The sequence below is a fragment of the Paenibacillus sp. FSL H7-0442 genome (assembly GCF_038593105.1).
In the GTDB taxonomy this organism is placed as follows: domain Bacteria; phylum Bacillota; class Bacilli; order Paenibacillales; family Paenibacillaceae; genus Paenibacillus; species Paenibacillus polymyxa_D.
Window position 1 is genome coordinate 1,627,980 of record NZ_CP151963.1, and the last position, 16,828, is coordinate 1,644,807.

Annotated in this window: 15 protein-coding genes and 1 pseudogene; 14 read left to right on the forward strand and 2 right to left on the reverse strand. The window is 47.1% G+C overall.

What is annotated here, in order from left to right:
- Positions 1-20: 20 nt before the first annotated feature.
- The gene (gene pheT / locus MHH57_RS07375; RefSeq protein ID WP_029516482.1) at positions 21-2,468 is read left to right on the forward strand and encodes a phenylalanine--tRNA ligase subunit beta; all 2,448 of its coding nucleotides are present in this window, start codon (positions 21-23) and stop codon (positions 2,466-2,468) included.
- Between the two features lie 209 nt (positions 2,469-2,677).
- Entirely contained in the window at positions 2,678-4,702 is a 2,025-nt protein-coding gene (locus MHH57_RS07380; protein WP_342434990.1) for a DNA repair protein, read from the forward strand.
- A gap of 151 nt (positions 4,703-4,853) precedes the next feature.
- Here MHH57_RS07380 and MHH57_RS07385 read toward each other — a convergent pair whose 3' ends face one another.
- Positions 4,854-5,213 carry a phage holin family protein gene (locus MHH57_RS07385; RefSeq protein WP_029516484.1) on the reverse strand — a complete coding sequence of 120 codons (360 nt, stop codon included), beginning with the start codon at positions 5,211-5,213 and terminating at the stop codon, positions 4,854-4,856.
- A 149-nt stretch (positions 5,214-5,362) separates the two neighbouring features.
- Between MHH57_RS07385 and MHH57_RS07390 the strand changes: the two genes are divergently transcribed.
- The 4 genes from MHH57_RS07390 (at position 5,363) to MHH57_RS07405 (ending at position 10,338) form a co-directional block, all read left to right on the forward strand.
- Positions 5,363-7,732 carry an endonuclease MutS2 gene (locus MHH57_RS07390; protein WP_342434991.1) on the forward strand — a complete coding sequence of 790 codons (2,370 nt, stop codon included), beginning with the start codon at positions 5,363-5,365 and terminating at the stop codon, positions 7,730-7,732.
- Positions 7,733-7,790: 58 nt separating this feature from the next.
- Positions 7,791-8,204, forward strand: a complete 414-nt coding sequence (locus MHH57_RS07395) for a DUF350 domain-containing protein (protein ID WP_013309402.1) — start codon at positions 7,791-7,793, stop codon at positions 8,202-8,204.
- Positions 8,205-8,258: 54 nt separating this feature from the next.
- The gene (locus MHH57_RS07400) at positions 8,259-8,969 is read left to right on the forward strand and encodes a hypothetical protein (protein WP_069012840.1); all 711 of its coding nucleotides are present in this window, start codon (positions 8,259-8,261) and stop codon (positions 8,967-8,969) included.
- Positions 8,970-9,084: 115 nt separating this feature from the next.
- Positions 9,085-10,338, forward strand: coding sequence for an MFS transporter (locus tag MHH57_RS07405; protein ID WP_322251382.1), 1,254 nt, complete (start codon positions 9,085-9,087; stop codon positions 10,336-10,338).
- A gap of 75 nt (positions 10,339-10,413) precedes the next feature.
- On the opposite strand, the gene MHH57_RS07410 is transcribed toward MHH57_RS07405, so the two are convergent.
- Positions 10,414-11,652 (reverse strand): FAD-dependent oxidoreductase, encoded by a 1,239-nt coding sequence (locus MHH57_RS07410; RefSeq protein ID WP_165145053.1) that lies wholly within the window; start codon positions 11,650-11,652, stop codon positions 10,414-10,416.
- 114 nt (positions 11,653-11,766) lie between these two features.
- Between MHH57_RS07410 and MHH57_RS07415 the strand changes: the two genes are divergently transcribed.
- The 8 genes and pseudogenes from MHH57_RS07415 to MHH57_RS07450 all read left to right on the forward strand — a co-directional run.
- The gene (locus MHH57_RS07415) at positions 11,767-12,003 is read left to right on the forward strand and encodes a hypothetical protein (RefSeq protein WP_013370103.1); all 237 of its coding nucleotides are present in this window, start codon (positions 11,767-11,769) and stop codon (positions 12,001-12,003) included.
- A 32-nt stretch (positions 12,004-12,035) separates the two neighbouring features.
- Entirely contained in the window at positions 12,036-12,422 is a 387-nt protein-coding gene (locus MHH57_RS07420) for a spore coat protein (RefSeq protein ID WP_069012837.1), read from the forward strand.
- Between the two features lie 143 nt (positions 12,423-12,565).
- The gene (locus tag MHH57_RS07425; protein ID WP_069012836.1) at positions 12,566-13,066 is read left to right on the forward strand and encodes an Lrp/AsnC family transcriptional regulator; all 501 of its coding nucleotides are present in this window, start codon (positions 12,566-12,568) and stop codon (positions 13,064-13,066) included.
- A 12-nt stretch (positions 13,067-13,078) separates the two neighbouring features.
- Positions 13,079-14,290: an aminotransferase class I/II-fold pyridoxal phosphate-dependent enzyme gene (locus MHH57_RS07430; protein ID WP_029516491.1), complete on the forward strand. Its 1,212-nt coding sequence runs from the start codon at positions 13,079-13,081 to the stop codon at positions 14,288-14,290.
- Positions 14,291-14,403: 113 nt separating this feature from the next.
- Positions 14,404-14,610: an aspartyl-phosphate phosphatase Spo0E family protein gene (locus MHH57_RS07435; RefSeq protein ID WP_069012835.1), complete on the forward strand. Its 207-nt coding sequence runs from the start codon at positions 14,404-14,406 to the stop codon at positions 14,608-14,610.
- 101 nt (positions 14,611-14,711) lie between these two features.
- A complete protein-coding gene (locus MHH57_RS07440) occupies positions 14,712-15,281 on the forward strand; it encodes a hypothetical protein (RefSeq protein ID WP_069012834.1) in 570 nt (189 codons plus the stop codon).
- Between the two features lie 18 nt (positions 15,282-15,299).
- On the forward strand, positions 15,300-15,863 hold the full coding sequence (locus MHH57_RS07445) for a cob(I)yrinic acid a,c-diamide adenosyltransferase (RefSeq protein WP_029516494.1): 564 nt from the start codon (positions 15,300-15,302) through the stop codon (positions 15,861-15,863).
- Positions 15,864-15,884: 21 nt separating this feature from the next.
- Positions 15,885-16,823, forward strand: a pseudogene (locus tag MHH57_RS07450) (RluA family pseudouridine synthase); the annotation flags it as partial.
- Positions 16,824-16,828 lie beyond the last annotated feature (5 nt).

Consider the following 16,828-nt stretch of genomic DNA (forward strand, 5'->3'; position numbering starts at 1 on the left):
ATCAAGGGAAGTGAACCCATATGAAAGTATCATTCGAGTGGCTGTCCGAGTATGTATCGCTGGATCAGGTAAGCGCGGAGGATCTGGCAGAGAAAATCACCCGTTCGGGCATAGAAATTGATGAGGTCGAGCAGCGCAATCAAGGGATTACTGGCGTCGTTGTCGGCTATGTTAAAAGCAAGGAAAAGCATCCTGATGCTGATAAGCTGAATGTATGTATTGTCGATGCAGGTCAGGAGGAAGATCTGCAAATCGTGTGCGGTGCCAAAAACGTGGATGCAGGTCAAAAGGTTCCTGTTGCAGTTGTAGGTGCCAAGTTGCCGGGAGATTTCCACATTAAAAAGGCCAAGCTGCGTGGTGTAGTATCCATGGGTATGATCTGCTCGGCCAAAGAACTGGGCATGAATGACAAGCTGCTTCCAAAGGAATTGCAAGAAGGTATTTTGGTGCTGCCTGAGGATGCTGAAATTGGTATGCCAATTACGAAGCTGCTGGCGCTGGATGATCAGGTGCTGGATTTTGATCTGACACCCAATCGTTCGGATTGCCTGAGCATGCACGGAGCAGCATATGAAGTGAGTGCGATTCTGGGACGTGATATTTCTCTGGCTGATCCGGCTAAGGATCTGGTGGAAATTAGCGATGCAGCGGCAGATCATCTGTCTGTGAAGGTAGATACTCCTGAACTGTGTACGCACTACGCGGCCCGTTATATTACAGGTGTAAAAGTGGGGGCTTCCCCATTATGGATTCAAAACCGTCTGATGGCGGCAGGTGTTCGTCCGATCAACAACATCGTAGATATTACGAACTACGTCATGCTGGAATACGGTCAGCCGTTGCATGCTTTTGATGCGGATAAGCTGGAAAATGGAAATATTGAAGTTCGACTCGCTCGTGCAGGCGAAACATTGATTACACTTGATGATCAGGAGCGTAAGCTGGAGCCGCATATGCTGCTGATTACAGACGGTGTGAAACCAATAGCATTGGCAGGCGTGATGGGTGGAGCCAACTCCGAGGTTACGGATGCGACGGTCAGCATTGCGCTGGAATCTGCGAAGTTTGACGGCGGTACAGTTCGCAAAACGTCTCGTCAACTTGGACTGCGTTCAGAAGCAAGTCTGCGTTTTGAAAAAGAGGTTGATCCAGGCGCTGTTGTGCCTGCTGTGAATCGTGCAGCTGCGCTGATTCAGCGTTATGCAGGAGGCACTGTACACCAGGGCATCGTAGAATCTGCGTCTGCAAAAGCTGAAAACCGCATTATCAAGCTGTCGCTAGATAAAATAAACCGATATTTGGGAACCGAACTGTCGCTGCTTGAGGTGAAAACGATTTTCGGTAGACTTCATTTCGGATGTGGCGACGCAGAGCAAGGGGTACTGGAAGTTCAAGTTCCTACACGCCGTGGAGATATCACCATTGACGTGGACTTAATCGAAGAGGTTGCTCGTCTGTATGGTTACGACAATATCCCGACCACGCCGATTGAAGGTCCTACAACTCCGGGAGCTTTGACAGCATCACAATCATTGCGCCGCTCCCTGCGCAGATTGCTGGCTCATGGTGGCTGGCAGGAGACGATCAGCTACTCGTTTGTACATCCGCAAAGTACGGGGTTATTTAATGCCCTGACAGAAGGCAGCCATCCGGTACGTTTGGCTATGCCTATGAGCGAAGACCGTAGTGTTTTGCGTACGAGTATCATTCCGCAGATGCTGGATACAGCGGTGTATAACATGAACCGGAAGCAAGACAATCTGGCGATTTTCGAGATGGGAACAGTATTTTATACAGAGGAACAAACATTAACCCGCCAGCCGCAGGAAATTCAAGTGCTGAGTCTGTTGTTGACTGGGGTACGCCGTGAAAAACAATGGAATATTGGTGCTGAAAAGGTTGATTTCTTTGATATTAAAGGCGCGCTTGAAACGGTGTTTGACTATTTCGGATTGAGTGCCAGCATTCGTTATGTCGCTGACCAACCGCAAAGCTACCACCCGGGCCGTTCCGCTTCGGTATGGCTGGATGTGAATGGAAGCTCTCAACGGATCGGTACCCTTGGGCAGATTCATCCGGAGCTCCAACAATCTTATGGGCTGAACGATACGTATGTTGCAGAAATTGCGTTGCAACAGGTCATTGAACACGCAAACTCTCATATTCAGTTCAGAGAGCTGGCTCGCTTCCCATCCGTGGAACGTGACATTGCCCTCGTGGTCAATAAAGACGTTGAGGCAGGCGAACTGCTTCGTGTTATTCACGCTGCAGGCGGAGAGCTGTTGCAGGATGCACGAGTGTTTGATGTATTTACAGGCAGTAAGCTTGGTGAAGATAAGAAGAGCGTAGCTATCTCTCTGACCTATCGTCACTGGGAACATACGTTGACGGATGAAGAGATCAATGCGGCGCATACTCCTGTCGTTACGTCTCTGGAACAAACTTTTGGAGCGGAATTGAGAAAGTAGCAGGAAATGCGGGAAGCCGTATCGAATCTTAGTGACAGAGGTTCGATACGGCTTTTTGGCCTATCATCATAGAAGCTCTCTTACTCTGATAATTACCCGCTGCGGGGAAGCCGGACTAATAAGGTTGAACGCTTCACGGAAGGCGGGTTACCATAGTACCGGACACACCTTAGAATCAACATACAGTAGTATTGAAGGAGGGCATAATTGTGACTACACCAGATCGTACTCGCGTCACTGTAGAGATCTACGGTACTTCTTATAAACTCGTCGGCAGCAATACCGATTATATGAAGCAGGTTGCCAATTACGTGGATGAGCGTATGCACAGCATTTCTCAAGCTCATTCGCGTCTGGATATGCCCCGAATTGCCGTGCTGGCTGCGGTTCATATGGCAGAAGAAGCTGTACAAATCCAGGAAATTCAGAGTCATATGAACCGCTTAGCAGCGGAACGAGCAGAGCTCCGGGGAGATCTGGCGCAACTCCAGACAGCTCTAGGGGAACAACAGCAGAAAAATACAGATATGCATCAATCTCTTATTCAACTGAAGGAAGAAAAGGAAGCAACGCAGAAGAAGCTGATGGAAACCGAATCTGTATCAGCCAAGGAGATCGCCCAATTGAGGGCAAAGCTGGAACAGCAGGAGAAAAAAGCGGCTGAACTTGAAAATGGACAAAAACAAGCTAAACGTGAAATGGAGGAGTCCCGTCAAGAAGCTTCTCGCAAGCTGAAAGAGCAGCAGGAGGCGGCCAATGCGCGTATCCGGCAGATAGAAGAGCAGATGAAGAAGGAAGTATTTGAAGCGGCTAAACAGACTGAAGCCAAGCTGTCAGCTGCAGAGAAGACTCATCAGGAGCAAAAGCGCACAGAACTGGACAAGCTGCGATCTGCTTTGCAGCAAGAGCATAGCAAGAAGGTAAGCGAATGGCAAACTAAGTGCTCCGGACTGAATGAGCAGCTGGAGCAGGAACGTAAACAGGCTGAATTGGCGTTGAATGAAGAAAAGCTCCAGCATCAAGAAGCACAGAAACGAGCTGATGAAGCTGCACTGGAGCAGGAGATTCGGGTCGAGGAGCTTCAGGAACAATTAGAACAAGTACAGGCAGGCAGTACAGAGCTTTCTTCTCGTCTGGGAGAGGCTCAAGAGCAAGCAAGAGTACTGAAGGAACAACAGTCCGAGCTGGAGTCTGTGCTGGAAACACAGCGACAGGCTGCGATAGAGCGAGAGCAGGCAGATACGCTTGCACGTGAAGAATTGCAAAGTCGATATGATCAATTAGAAGCTGAAGCCAAGGCTAAGCAGCAGCAGACGGCTAAGCTGGAGGAAGAACAGCGGCGGATGCAGAAGCTGTTGGAGCAAGCTCACGTATCTTCTCGCAAGCTACAAAGTGAGCTGGCTACGCTAGCTGAAAGCGAGAAGTCATGGAAGAAGCTTGCAGAAGAACGACAGGTGGTAGTTGATGAACTGGAGCTCTCCCTGCTGGAAGCACGTGAGCAGAAGGAAGAAATACAAGTGCAATTACAGCACGCAGCGGCTGAGCTCGAAGCTATTAATGATAAATTTGCTTCACAACAGCAACGGCTAGTTCAACTCGAAGCGAGAATCAAGGAGCTTTCACCTGAGCTGATTCGCGTTCAGGATGAGCTTGAGAAAGCCAAAGTCCGAGAGCAAGAGGGAACTAAGGCGTATCAATCGCTTCAGGAGCAATATGGAAGCATGAAGAGCCGAGCTGGACAGCTGGAGCAAAATATCAAGCAGCTCCAGCAGGAAAATCGAGAACGGCGGAGTGAACTGGAACGTGCTGAGGAAGAATCCCTGGAATGGCAGCTTAAATACGATCAGTTGAAGGCTGAAGCGGAACGTTTGGAAGCTGAAGATGCTGCCCGTAAGGAAGAATTTGCTTCTTGGGAGCGGGAAATAGCGGTAACGGTTCAACAAAAGGAACAGCTTCAGGAGGAAATTCGTTTGGCTGTTGAAACTGCCAAAACGGCGAAGGCTGAACAGCAGTCCATAGAGCAGGAACGGATGGCCTTGCAGTCTGAGTTGGACGAAGTGGGTCAAAAATATGAAATGGCAGCGCATCAGCTTCGTCTGTTGCAAGTACAACAGGACGTAGATCGGGAAAATTCGGAGAAGATTTCTACGGAATTACGTCAATTACAGGAAGAATACACCAAGCTTCAAACTGAGTATAATGAATGGATTGAACTTATCGAACAGGATCAGTAGATACGGATTATACATGTAAGGCAATCCCCGGCTGCTCATTGCCGGGGATTGTTTGTTTATTGTATCCACTCAGAGGTGTAAATGACAAAAAGCTGTCCTTTGGCAGATGAATTCTGCTTCGGGACAGCTTTGCCAGAAGCGATTACTGAAATTAATTCCCGTTTTTCCGACCGGCTTCAAACGGTGTCGATACCGGAATGAACAGGTCGATAATCCCGATAACCAATGCAGCGAGCAATGCGCCCAGAACGGAAACACTGACATGAGCGACGACATATTGAGCGACCCAGATCACCAGAGCGCTCACAAGAAAACCTACGATACCGCGTCCAAATGGGGAGACGCGTCGACCAAACACCGCCTCGACGATATAGCCAATCAAGGCAATGACAATGGCTAGGATCAGCGCGCTCCAAAAGCCGCCTACACTAAATCCGGGAACGATCCAGCTTACGACCATCAGCACCAGAGCGGCAACGATGAAACGTACAATGTGCCCGAGAATGCTCACGGAATAACCTCCTTTGTTTTTTGAATCAGGGTTAGACAAAGGTTAGTGTGTGGCATGAAGAGCTTTCTTATGTGTAAAACAGAGTTGGCAAATAGCGTAAGTTTGCTGCTTTCGGTATAATATAGATATAAGTGAAAGGAGTAGTGAAGTTGGACTCTAAAATTTTCAAAACCCTTGAATATCAAAAAATTCTAAATAAACTAAGTCACTATGCCCAAACGGCAACGGGACAACAGACAGCCCTTCAGCTACAGCCCAGCGATGATTTGGAGCATATCAAGAAAATGCTGAAAGGTACGGATGAGGCCTATGCTGCTGATCGCCTCAAAGGAGTGCCTTCATTTAACGGAGTAGTGGATATCACTCCGGCGGTGAAGCGTGCCCGTATTGGTGGAACATTAAGCCCGCATGAGTTGCTTGGCATTCGGACAACGGTTCAGGCCGCACGCCGTATACAAGTATACGTGACAAGTTTGCATGAAGAAAATCCTGTCGAAACATTGCTGTATTGGAGTGAGCAGCTTTCGGAGCAGAGAAGTTTAGAAAACTCCATCAAAGGCTGTATTGACGAAAATGCAGAAGTGTTGGATTCTGCCAGCACAGAGCTTTCACAAATCCGTCGGGAGCTGCGCTCGGGAGAAGTGCGTATTCGTGAGAAGCTGGATTCCATGATTCGTTCCTCAACTGTATCCAAAATGCTTCAAGATCAGTTGATTACGATTCGTGGAGATCGGTTTGTGATCCCGGTTAAGGCCGAATACCGTTCTTATTTTGGCGGAATTGTTCATGATCAATCCGGGTCAGGTGCAACATTGTTTATCGAGCCTGAATCTATCGTAGCCATGAACAATAAGCTGAGGGAAACAAGGCTGAGAGAAGAGCGTGAAATTGAAGTCATTTTACAAAAGCTGACCGCACTTGTCGCAGAACAAGCGGATATGTTGCTGTATGATGTGGACGTTTTGGGCAATCTTGATTTTATTTTTGCAAAAGCGCGTCTCGCCCGTGAAATGAAGGCAACCTTGCCTTTAATGAATGACCGAGGGTACTTGAAGCTGAAAAAAGGCAGACATCCTCTAATTCCGTTGGAGCAGGTCGTTCCCATAGATGTGGAGCTGGGCAATTCATACACCTCCATTATCGTTACCGGACCGAACACAGGGGGGAAAACCGTTACCCTGAAAACCATTGGCCTGCTTAGTTTGATGGCGATGTCTGGACTGTTTGTACCTGTTGAGGATGAAAGCCAGCTGTGTGTATTTGATGCAATCTATGCTGATATTGGTGACGAGCAGAGCATTGAGCAAAACTTGAGTACATTTTCCAGTCACATGACCAATATCATTAGCATCCTGAAAAATATGACGCCCAAAAGTCTTGTATTGCTTGACGAAGTGGGGGCAGGAACGGACCCCGCGGAAGGTTCGGCTTTGGCTGTGTCCATTTTGGAGCATATACATGCCATGGGTTGCCGTATGGTTGCGACGACTCACTATAGTGAATTGAAGGCGTATGCCTACGAGCGTAAAGGAATTATTAATGCAAGCATGGAGTTTGATGTCGCTACCTTAAGCCCGACTTACCGCCTTCTGGTCGGTGTCCCCGGACGAAGTAACGCATTTGCCATTGCCGAGCGATTGGGATTGCCAGGGCGCATTTTAGACTATGCCCGTGGTGAGGTAACAGAAGAAGACCAGCGCGTTGAGCACATGATTGCGTCACTGGAGCAGAACCGTTTGACAGCTGAGCAAGAACGGGAAAAAGCGGAGCAGTTGCGTAAAGAAATGGAAGCATTGCGTAGCCGTCATCAGATGGAGCTGGATAAGCTGGAGTCCCAACGGGACCGTATGCTGGAAAAAGCTGAGGATGAAGCAAGAGTTCTCGTGGATAAGGCTCGTAGCGAAGCTGAGAAAATCATTACTGATTTGCGTAAATTGGCTCAGGAAGAAGGGGCTTCGGTTAAGGAGCACAAGCTGATTGCAGCTCGCAGAGAACTGGATGAGGCTGAACCGAAGCAACGCAAGAAAAGTACTGTCAAACGCCCGGCCGCTACGCGTACTCGTTCTATCATGGCTGGCGATGAAGTATCCGTTCACAGTCTGAATAAAAAAGGCCACGTGGTTGAACTGTCCGGTACCAAGGAAGCTGTGGTTCAATTGGGGATCATGAAGATGAAGGTCAGTCTGGATGATCTGGAACTACTGCAACCTGCCCAAACAACGACTCCAAGAGTTCAAAAACCAGTCACTGGCGTTAAACGGACACGGGATGATAACGTACGAAGTGAACTTGATCTTCGGGGGGCGAACGTGGAGGAAGCCTTGATGGAAGTGGATCGCTTCATGGATGAAGCGTTTCTGGCCAATCTGGGTCAGGTACACATTATTCATGGCAAAGGTACGGGTGTTCTGAGAACCGGTATTCAGGAGTACCTCCGCAAGCATAAACATGTGAAAAGCTACCGTATCGGTAATTACAATGAAGGCGGCACAGGCGTAACCGTTGCTGAATTGGAATAGCTATGGGGTGCCGGCTTTGCTCGGGAACGCTTGGTAGAACGGGAGGGACGAAGTGAAGATGGCGATTGATGAATTGCTGTCACATCCGTTGGGGATGATGCTGGGTTATTTCTCGGTGGCGGTGCTAGAGCTAATTGTATTTTTGTCGTGTTTTGAGCTGGTAACCCGCTATAAATGCTGGGAAGAGATCAAGCGCGGCAATGTTTCAGTAGCCATGGCTACGGGAGGGAAAATGTTCGGTATTTGCAACGTGCTCCGCTTTGCAATGGAAGCCAAATCCAGCGTGTACGATACGATGATTTGGTCGTTCGTTGGCTTTTTACTGCTACTTGCGGCGTACTTTCTTTTTGAGTTTCTGACACCGGTATTTTCTATCGATCAACAGATTAAAGAGGATAACCGTGCTGTCGGCTTGTTCTCCATGATTATTTCAATATCGTTATCTTATGTGATCGGTGCCAGTGTAACTTGACACATCCTGTATACTAGAGCTTGGTATACGCTTGGAACGGAAGGATGAGAAAGCTTGGAAATGACTATTTGTCCATGGTGTAACATGGAAATTATTTGGGATGAAGAATTGGGACCTGAGGAAGAGTGTCCCTATTGCCATAATGATCTGAAAGGGTACTCTGACATCACTGATGATGATGAAGATGAGTCTGTTTCTCCACCTGTTCATAGACATGCCGGTGAGCATGGACATGAAGAGACGAAACATGATCATGTGACTTCTGTAACCCCGGCGCCTCACGCTCATGGAAAAGAAGACCTGAAGGGTTATCGTACATTGAGTATTCAGCTCGGTGATGATGAAGAGCAGGATATTTTATATGAGGCAGAGGATGAAATCGTAGTTGAAAAACCGGTTGATGCACCGTTGTTGCAGGATAATGAGCTGCATAAGCTACCTGTTCTGCATACTTTGCAAAAATTTGAAGAAAGCGGTGCGGATCTGATGGCTTATGAACAAGGTGCTGAACAAATACTCGACAGACAAGATGAGGTTCTTGAATGTTCCCAATGTGGAGAGTACATGCTGCATGCGGGTTCGCAAACCGTAACCAGAGAAGGTTTTGAACCGTCGATGTCGCCAGCACTTGGCAAACCTGTTCTGGACTTGCCATTCGTCTTGAATGTTTATGTTTGTCCTAGCTGTTTTCATGTCCAGCACACATTGTCAGAGAATGACCGACTGCGGATGCTGGAGAAGCTCAGCGGTATTTCCAACAATTAAATAGCAATCCCCCGGATAGGCCCAAGCTTAATACGGGCATCTTAATCGAAGAAATCTTTGAACAAGCTGGCTTGAAATAAGCTGATTGGTGATTTTTCGGTTAGGGGGAACTGCATTGAAATCAAACCTGAACGGACAATCCATTCTGCTATTAAGCTTGAATGGATTGTTTGTGTTTGCAGCAGCATTGTCAGGCACATTTCTCAACGTATATTTATGGAAGAGCAGGCAGGATTACGCGATGATTGGCTGGTTTAATGTCAGCCAACAAATTGCGCTGGGAATTATGGTCTGGGTGGCTGGGAAATGGGTCAAGGAACATAACAAAATGAATGCCCTGCGCGTGGGGACAGCACTGTCCGGTCTGTTTTATTTAATCGTGTTATATACGGGACCGCAGGCTGTAAACTACATATGGCCGCTCGGAATGTTATTGGGTGCAGCATTAGGTTTATTCTGGCTGGCGTTTAATGTCATTTTTTTCGAAGTCACAGATCAGGCAAGTCGCGATCATTTTAACGGATGGGTCGGTCTGCTGGGTTCGTTTTCCGGTATCGTGGGTCCTTGGCTGTCTGGTTGGATTATTGCTCGTATGGAGGATGATGCGGGTTATCGAGTAATATTCAGTATTTCCTTAGCTTTTTATGTCGTAGGAGTGGTACTTAGTTTCTTTCTTCGTAAGCGTAAGCCGACAGGAAATTACAATTGGAAGGAGCCTAAGCAACGATTGTCACAAAAAGGGAGCATGTGGCGTCCCTTGTCGTTATCGCTTGTTACCCAGGGCATCCGTGAAGGGGTTTTTGCCTTCCTGATTACGCTGCTCGTGTATGTAGCTACTCAACAGGAATGGAAGCTGGCACAGTTTTCACTTATCACCTCGGCGGTTTCATTTTTCAGCTTTTGGGCTGTCGGAAAATGGCTCAAGCCACACTATCGCTCGGCTGGTATGCTGTTGGGTGCTGTATTGTTGGTGATTGCGCTGTTACCCTTATTATGGCGTATGGAGTATATCACGCTACTGATTATGGGGATCGGCACCGCTATATTCCTGCCCTTGTATTTAATTCCTATGATCTCAGCGAGTTTTGATTTAATGGGTACGAGTGAAGGAGATGCGAATCAGAGAGTGGAACTGGTTGTACTGCGTGAACTGTGCTTAATGGTAGGCCGGTTGACCGGGACACTCATTTTCTTGGGCGTCCTAAGTATCAGCAAGGCTCCTACAGCGATGATTTGGTTGTTGATTGGACTTGCATTAATGCCAGTGATCGGCTGGTTTTTTATGCGAAATGTGCTGAAGATGGAACAGAAGATAAAGCGAAGCAATTCTCATTCCCATGCACAACGCTGGCGCAAGCAAACGGAATAACAGGAAAATTCGATACAAAAAGAACCTCAGAATTCACTTATATAGGCGAAAGGAGGTTCTTTTTGTATTCATATGTTAAACCATTGGTTTTGTTGCTTCTGGCGAGGGTTTGGTCGTACGGGTCAGAGAATACAGCTCCATTTCAGGTCGGTGTGTGCCCGTCAGTTCATCAGCCAATAGCTGTGCGGCCATCATATTCGTAACCGTCCCATTTCCCCCGTAACCCTCCAAGAAATAGCAGTTTGGAAAACGCGGATGTGGACCAATATACGGCAAGCCGTCGTGAGAGGAGCCGAATACAGCCGCCCAAGCGTAGTCGATCTGAAATGGCACACTGGGAAAATGCTCCTGTAGTGCTTGCAGCAGCTTTTGTTGTTGGTGTAGTAGCCTGATTTCACGTTGGTTGGCGTCCAATACAGGTTCATCCAAACCACCAATAATGATACGTCCTTCCGGTGTGGAGCGCATATATAGATAAGGACGGGCCGTTTCCCAGATCAGACACTGCTCATGCCACAAGGGAGCATCTCCGATTGGATTGGTGGCGATAGCATAAGAGCTTTGCAGAACGGCTCCCTGATCGGTTTTAATCTCTTGTGTTTCATAACCTGTTGCAAAAACAACCTTTTTTGCTCGGATCATTCCACCGTTAGTATGACAAACGACCTCATTATCATGGAATTCAAAATGCTTGGCTTCCGTATGCTCATATAAGCGAACACCGAGACGGTTGGCAGATTGCAGCAGGCCCTGGGCAAACAAAAATGGATTAACCTCAGCATCTTCGTGTGTGTACAAGGCTGCCGGTTTTCGAAAAGGAAATCGGGCAGCAACCTGTTGCTCATCCCAGTACTCCACTGGAAATCCAAACCGGGTTAGCTGTTTGTACTCTTCCTGAAGCACCTGTACATCTTCTAGTGTACTTGCATAGTACAGGCTGCTTCGCCGAATAAAGGAAGGGTCTGTATCCAGTGTGGCAGCCAGCTTATCTAACTGATCTAGTGCATCCTTGCACATGCGGTAAAACAGTACACCGTTCGTTTCACCAAACGTATTGATGAAAGAGGTTAAGGTCTTGTCATTGCTGTATTGCAGCAGGCCAGTATTGGCCGAAGAGCTTCCAGTTACCAGTTTGCGTTTGTCAATAACCACGGTGTCTACCTGTCGTTCTCCCAATAACCGGGAGCAGATGGCCCCCCCCATCCCTCCCCCGATGATCAATACATCACAATTTAAATCCTCTGCCAAAGGCGGAAAATCCAGCGCCTGCTCCAATGTATTCGGCCAATATGTATTCCCGCTTATCAACTCCATATAAAATAGCACTCCTCATAGGCAATATGTAGTATTTCTTATGTGTACATAGTATTTCGCCAAACGGACAAGATAACCAGCGTGCAACAAAACTTTTAAGGAGGCACAGAGATTATGCAATCTACGAACATGCAACCCCTGTCAGGCAAAGAGCTGGAGTACATCGTGGACTCCATCTCCAATGAAGAACTACTACTCAAACAATGTGCGGCCACAGCGGCGTCTATTCAGCACCCAGCCATCCAACAAGCCTGTTTACAACTGGCAAGAACTCATGAGCACCACTTGAATCTGCTTTCTAATGCTCTTCAACAGCATCAGCAGCTTGCTCCAATGCAACCACAGCAGTAATTTGGATTTACCAATAAAGGAGGTTTGACAGAATGTATTCACAAAACAATATGTCATTTATGCCCGAAGAAGATTTGCTCTATACCATTCTTGCTGATATGAAACGTACAGTGCGCGAATACACAACGGCGACGACAGAATCCAATTGTCCGTCTGTGCGTCAGATGTTCACCGACCTTACGAATGATACATTGCGTCTGCAAGGTGATTTGTATCATCTGATGAGCCAAAATAATATGTACGCCACTCCAACTAAAGCACTGCGCATCGATTTGGACAAACAGATTCAAGAAGCTCGCAAGACCCAACAAGAATGCCAACAGTTCATTCAGCAAAAGTCGACATCCGCGGGAGTATATGGTCAATCTATGCACCAGCAAGGCCAGTCTACACATCAAAACAACCCTTATTATATGTAAACGGGATTTTCTGTTTTTGAAGCAGATTCCCATAACAGCCGTCCACCTGCCGGGTTTACCGGAGTGGACGGTTTTTCTTTGCAGGTTTAAAGTGCGTATTGTATGATGTATAGTAATCTCTTTCGATGGAGGCCTTATGTAGAATGACAGAGCTGAATGAATTGAAATTAAAAGTGCTGGAATTGTTAAAAGAAGATGCAAGAAGAACACCGACTTTATTGGCTACTATGCTGGGGGTTGACGAGCAGGATGTACGCATCTCAATGAAAGAGCTCGAAGACCAACACGTGATTGTCAAATATGCCGCTGTAGTTAATTGGGACAAAGTCGACGACGAAAAGGTTACCGCTTTGATCGAAGTGCAAATTACACCCGAGCGTGGAAGAGGCTTTGAAGGGATTGCAGAACGGATTTATTTGTATCCGCAAGTTAAATCGGTCTATCTCATGTCCGGAGCATACGATTTGCTGGTAGAGGTTGAAGGCCGCAATCTTCGTGAGGTCGCTAACTTTGTGTCGGAGAAACTGTCGCCTATTGATTCGGTCTTGTCTACCAAGACTAATTTTACGCTTAAAAAATACAAGCAGGACGGAATTATCTTTGAGGACCATCAGGAAGATAATCGTCTGATGATTTCGCCGTAAAGGAAGATCATGATGAATCTCAAAACAGAAGCATTTACCGACAGTAACAAAGCTATGAGTTCCTATTTGTCCCCGTTGGTGCGCGAGATCCCATCTTCGGGTATTCGTAAGTTTTTTGACTTGGTGGGTGGCAACAAGGATATTATTACCCTTGGTGTAGGCGAACCGGATTTTACAACCCCTTGGCATATGCGGGAAGCCTGTGTCTATTCATTAGAGCGAGGTTTTACCAGCTATACGTCTAATGCGGGAACGCCAGAACTGCGTGAAGCGATCAGTGATTATCTGAATGAGCAATTTGAAGTCCGTTATGATCCTAAAAATGAGATTATCGTGACCGTTGGGGGAAGCGAGGCGATTGATCTTGCTTTGCGTGCGTTAATTGTACCAGGCGACGAAATTCTCGTGCCCGAACCGTGCTACATTTCATATTCTCCAATCACTGCAATTGGAGGCGGGATTCCGGTAGGTATTGAAACCTTTGCTAAGGATGAATTCAAGCTGACGGCTGAGGCGCTGGAGGCAAAAATTACACCTAAATCCAAGGTGCTGATTTTATGCTATCCGAGCAATCCAACTGGGGCTACGATGACTTATGAAGATTGGCTTCCGATTGCCGAAGTCGTGGAAAAGCATGATTTGATCGTCATTTCTGATGAAATTTATGCTGAATTGAATTATGGAGAGAAGCACGTCAGTTTTGCGGCTATGCCTGGTATGATGGATCGTACAATTCTCGTCAGTGGTTTTTCCAAAGCCTTCGCCATGACAGGTTGGCGTATTGGATATACATGCGGACATCCCGATCTGATTGCCGCTATGCTCAAAATCCATCAGTACACCGTAATGTGTGCGCCTTCTATGGGGCAAGTTGCGGCACTGGAAGGGTTGCGGAATGGTTTGGGTGAGAAAGATCGTATGGTAGAAGCCTATAATCAGCGTCGCCGTCTGATGGTTGAAGGGTTTCGGGAAATCGGCCTGGAGTGCCATGAGCCAAGAGGGGCTTTTTACGTTTTCCCTAGTATTCAAAGCACGGGACTCAGCTCAGATGAATTTGCACAGCGTCTTTTGGCAGAGGCTAAAGTTGCGGCTGTACCAGGTAATGTGTTCGGTTTGGGAGGCGAAGGCTATCTTCGTTGCTCATACGCGACTTCTGTTGCTCAGCTGACGGAGGCACTGGATCGGATTGGTCATTTTGTAGAAAAAGTAAGAAAAGAAGGTTAAAATTATTTTTTTATGGGTAATTCATAAAAAATAGTCTTTTATTTCTAATTTCTATGCTATAATTTGAAAGCGATAGCAGGAAGTTCAATTTTTCAATTGTAGGAGGAATGCTCATGTCATATGTTGGATTTAATTCGTCTAGTTCAATAGGATACGACATTTCTCTGGAAGATGAAATTTTGTTCCTGCGCAATGAGATGATGCGGACGTTTCAGAAAGAGCAGTCCTTCACCTCTGATCTTGTCATCGAGATCAGTTGCAAGCTCGATTTGAAAATCAATGAATATATGAAGCTGTATGGTACGGAATGCAAGGTTTAACTGTGTGAAGTCAGCCAAATGTAAGAAGAAGGCCGTCGAGCCTTCTTTTTTTGCGTTCACAACTTATGATATATTAATGGCATGGAAGAGGGGGCGTACATATGAGAGCGGGGCTAAAAAGGCTATCGCCGTGGATCATCGGAATGCTGACACTTGTATTATTGGCTGGATGTGGGGGACGGGACAAGGACAGCTTCTCCATTTTTATTATGGATAAAGGGGATGCTTCAGTCATCCGTGAGGAGCTGGCACAAAAGCTTAAGGATAAGCTGGGCGAACAGGCTCCGACTATTGAGATTTCAGTCAGTCCGCTGTATAACCAGCAGAAGCTGGTTGTAGAATATGCGGCCGGGGAGCATGATCTGTTTCTTTTGCCGGAAGAGGACATGAAGCTGTATGGACAGAATGGTTCGAATCTGCCGTTAGATGATGCTTTTGACAAGAAGACGTATGCCCGGGGCGTGTTCGAGGGCGGCGTATTTAAGAAGAAGGGGCAGGAGGAAGAAGGAACAGATGTGAGCAAGGAAACTCATTTGTTCGGAATTCCGGTGGAGCAGATGAAGATGTTTAAGGAGCTAAAATATAACTCCAAAACATTATTTGCTACCGTTCCGCCTCGTACAAGCAATAAGGAAGAAGCCATCAAGGTGCTGAAAGCACTTACGGAATGATAAAGGGGATGAAATGGAATGGGAATCTATACTAGAACAGGTGATGAAGGACAAACTTCTGTGATCGGCGGTCGAGTGTCCAAAGATGATGATCGTGTGGAAGCGTACGGAACAATTGACGAGCTGAACAGCTTTGTAGGACAAGCCATCAGCTTTGCCGAAGGGGAAGAGTTTGCGGATATTCGGACTCAATTGGAAGAAATACAGCAGGAGCTGTTTGATTGTGGTTCGGATTTGGCATTTGTTAAAATCAGTGAAAGCAAATATAAGGTGAAGGACGAGCTGGCAGAGCGTCTGGAAGGTTGGATTGATGCATGTCAGGAGGAAAATCCGAAGGTGGAGCGTTTTATTATACCAGGTGGTAGCACATTATCCTCAACGCTTCATGTATGCCGTACGGTTTGCCGACGCGCAGAACGCCGTGCGGTTACACTAGGTAAACATACGGACATCAATCCGGCGGTACGTCGGTATTTAAACCGCCTTTCCGATTATTTCTTTGCCGTCGCTCGCACAGCGAATGTCCGTCAGGGCGTACCCGATGTCGAATATGTGCGCAGCAAAAAAGTGTTCCGCAAATAAGGAGGCAACCGGGAATTTGTGATGAGCTTGTACTATGAACCTATCGTATATACGATCCCTCCGGAGGAGGAGGGCATGCTGTTGAAGACTATTTTACAAAAACGTATGAACATTTCTCGAAAGTTAATATCCAAACTCAAGCTGACCGAGCAAGGTATTATGCTGAACGGGACGCGTGTGTACATCAGCGTAAAGGTGAAATCCGGGGATCGAGTAGAAATTCGCATGGAGCGCGAGCGTTCTGATGATATTTTACCTGAACCCATTCCTTTTGAGATATTGTTTGAGGATGAACATCTGTTAGTGGTGAATAAGGCGGCGGGCATGATTGTCCATCCGACTCATGGTCATTACACAGGAACACTGGCTAACGGGGTTGTGCATTATTGGCAGACCAAGGGGGAGCTGTTCCGGTTTCGTCCTGTTCATCGTCTTGATCAGGAGACGACGGGGGTGCTGGTCGTAGCCAAAAATCCATATGTACACCAGCATATTTCTGAACAGATGATTGCCGGAACGGTGGATAAGCGCTATACGGCTCTGGTGCATGGGCGCCCTGAGCTGCAGGAAGGTAAGGTAGACGGACCGATTGACCGCAACCCGGATGATCCGCATTTGCGTATGGTGACTCCGGATGGTTATCCTGCCCTTACGCTGTATAAGCTGGAGGAAGTGTGGAACGGGGGAAGCCGTATCGGACTAAAGTTGGAATCCGGGCGTACGCACCAAATTCGAGTGCATATGACTTATATCGGCTGCCCGTTGATCGGAGATAAAATGTACCGGATTACACCTGATGATGCTGCGCAACGTGAGCGATATGATCAGCTTGATGTCAAGATGCCTCGACAAGCCTTACATGCTTCAGAGCTGTCCTTGGAGCATCCTGTAACCGGGGAGCGGCTGACGTTCTATGCTCCTCTACCTGACGATATGGCTGAAATGCAGGAGCTTTTAAGAGAAAA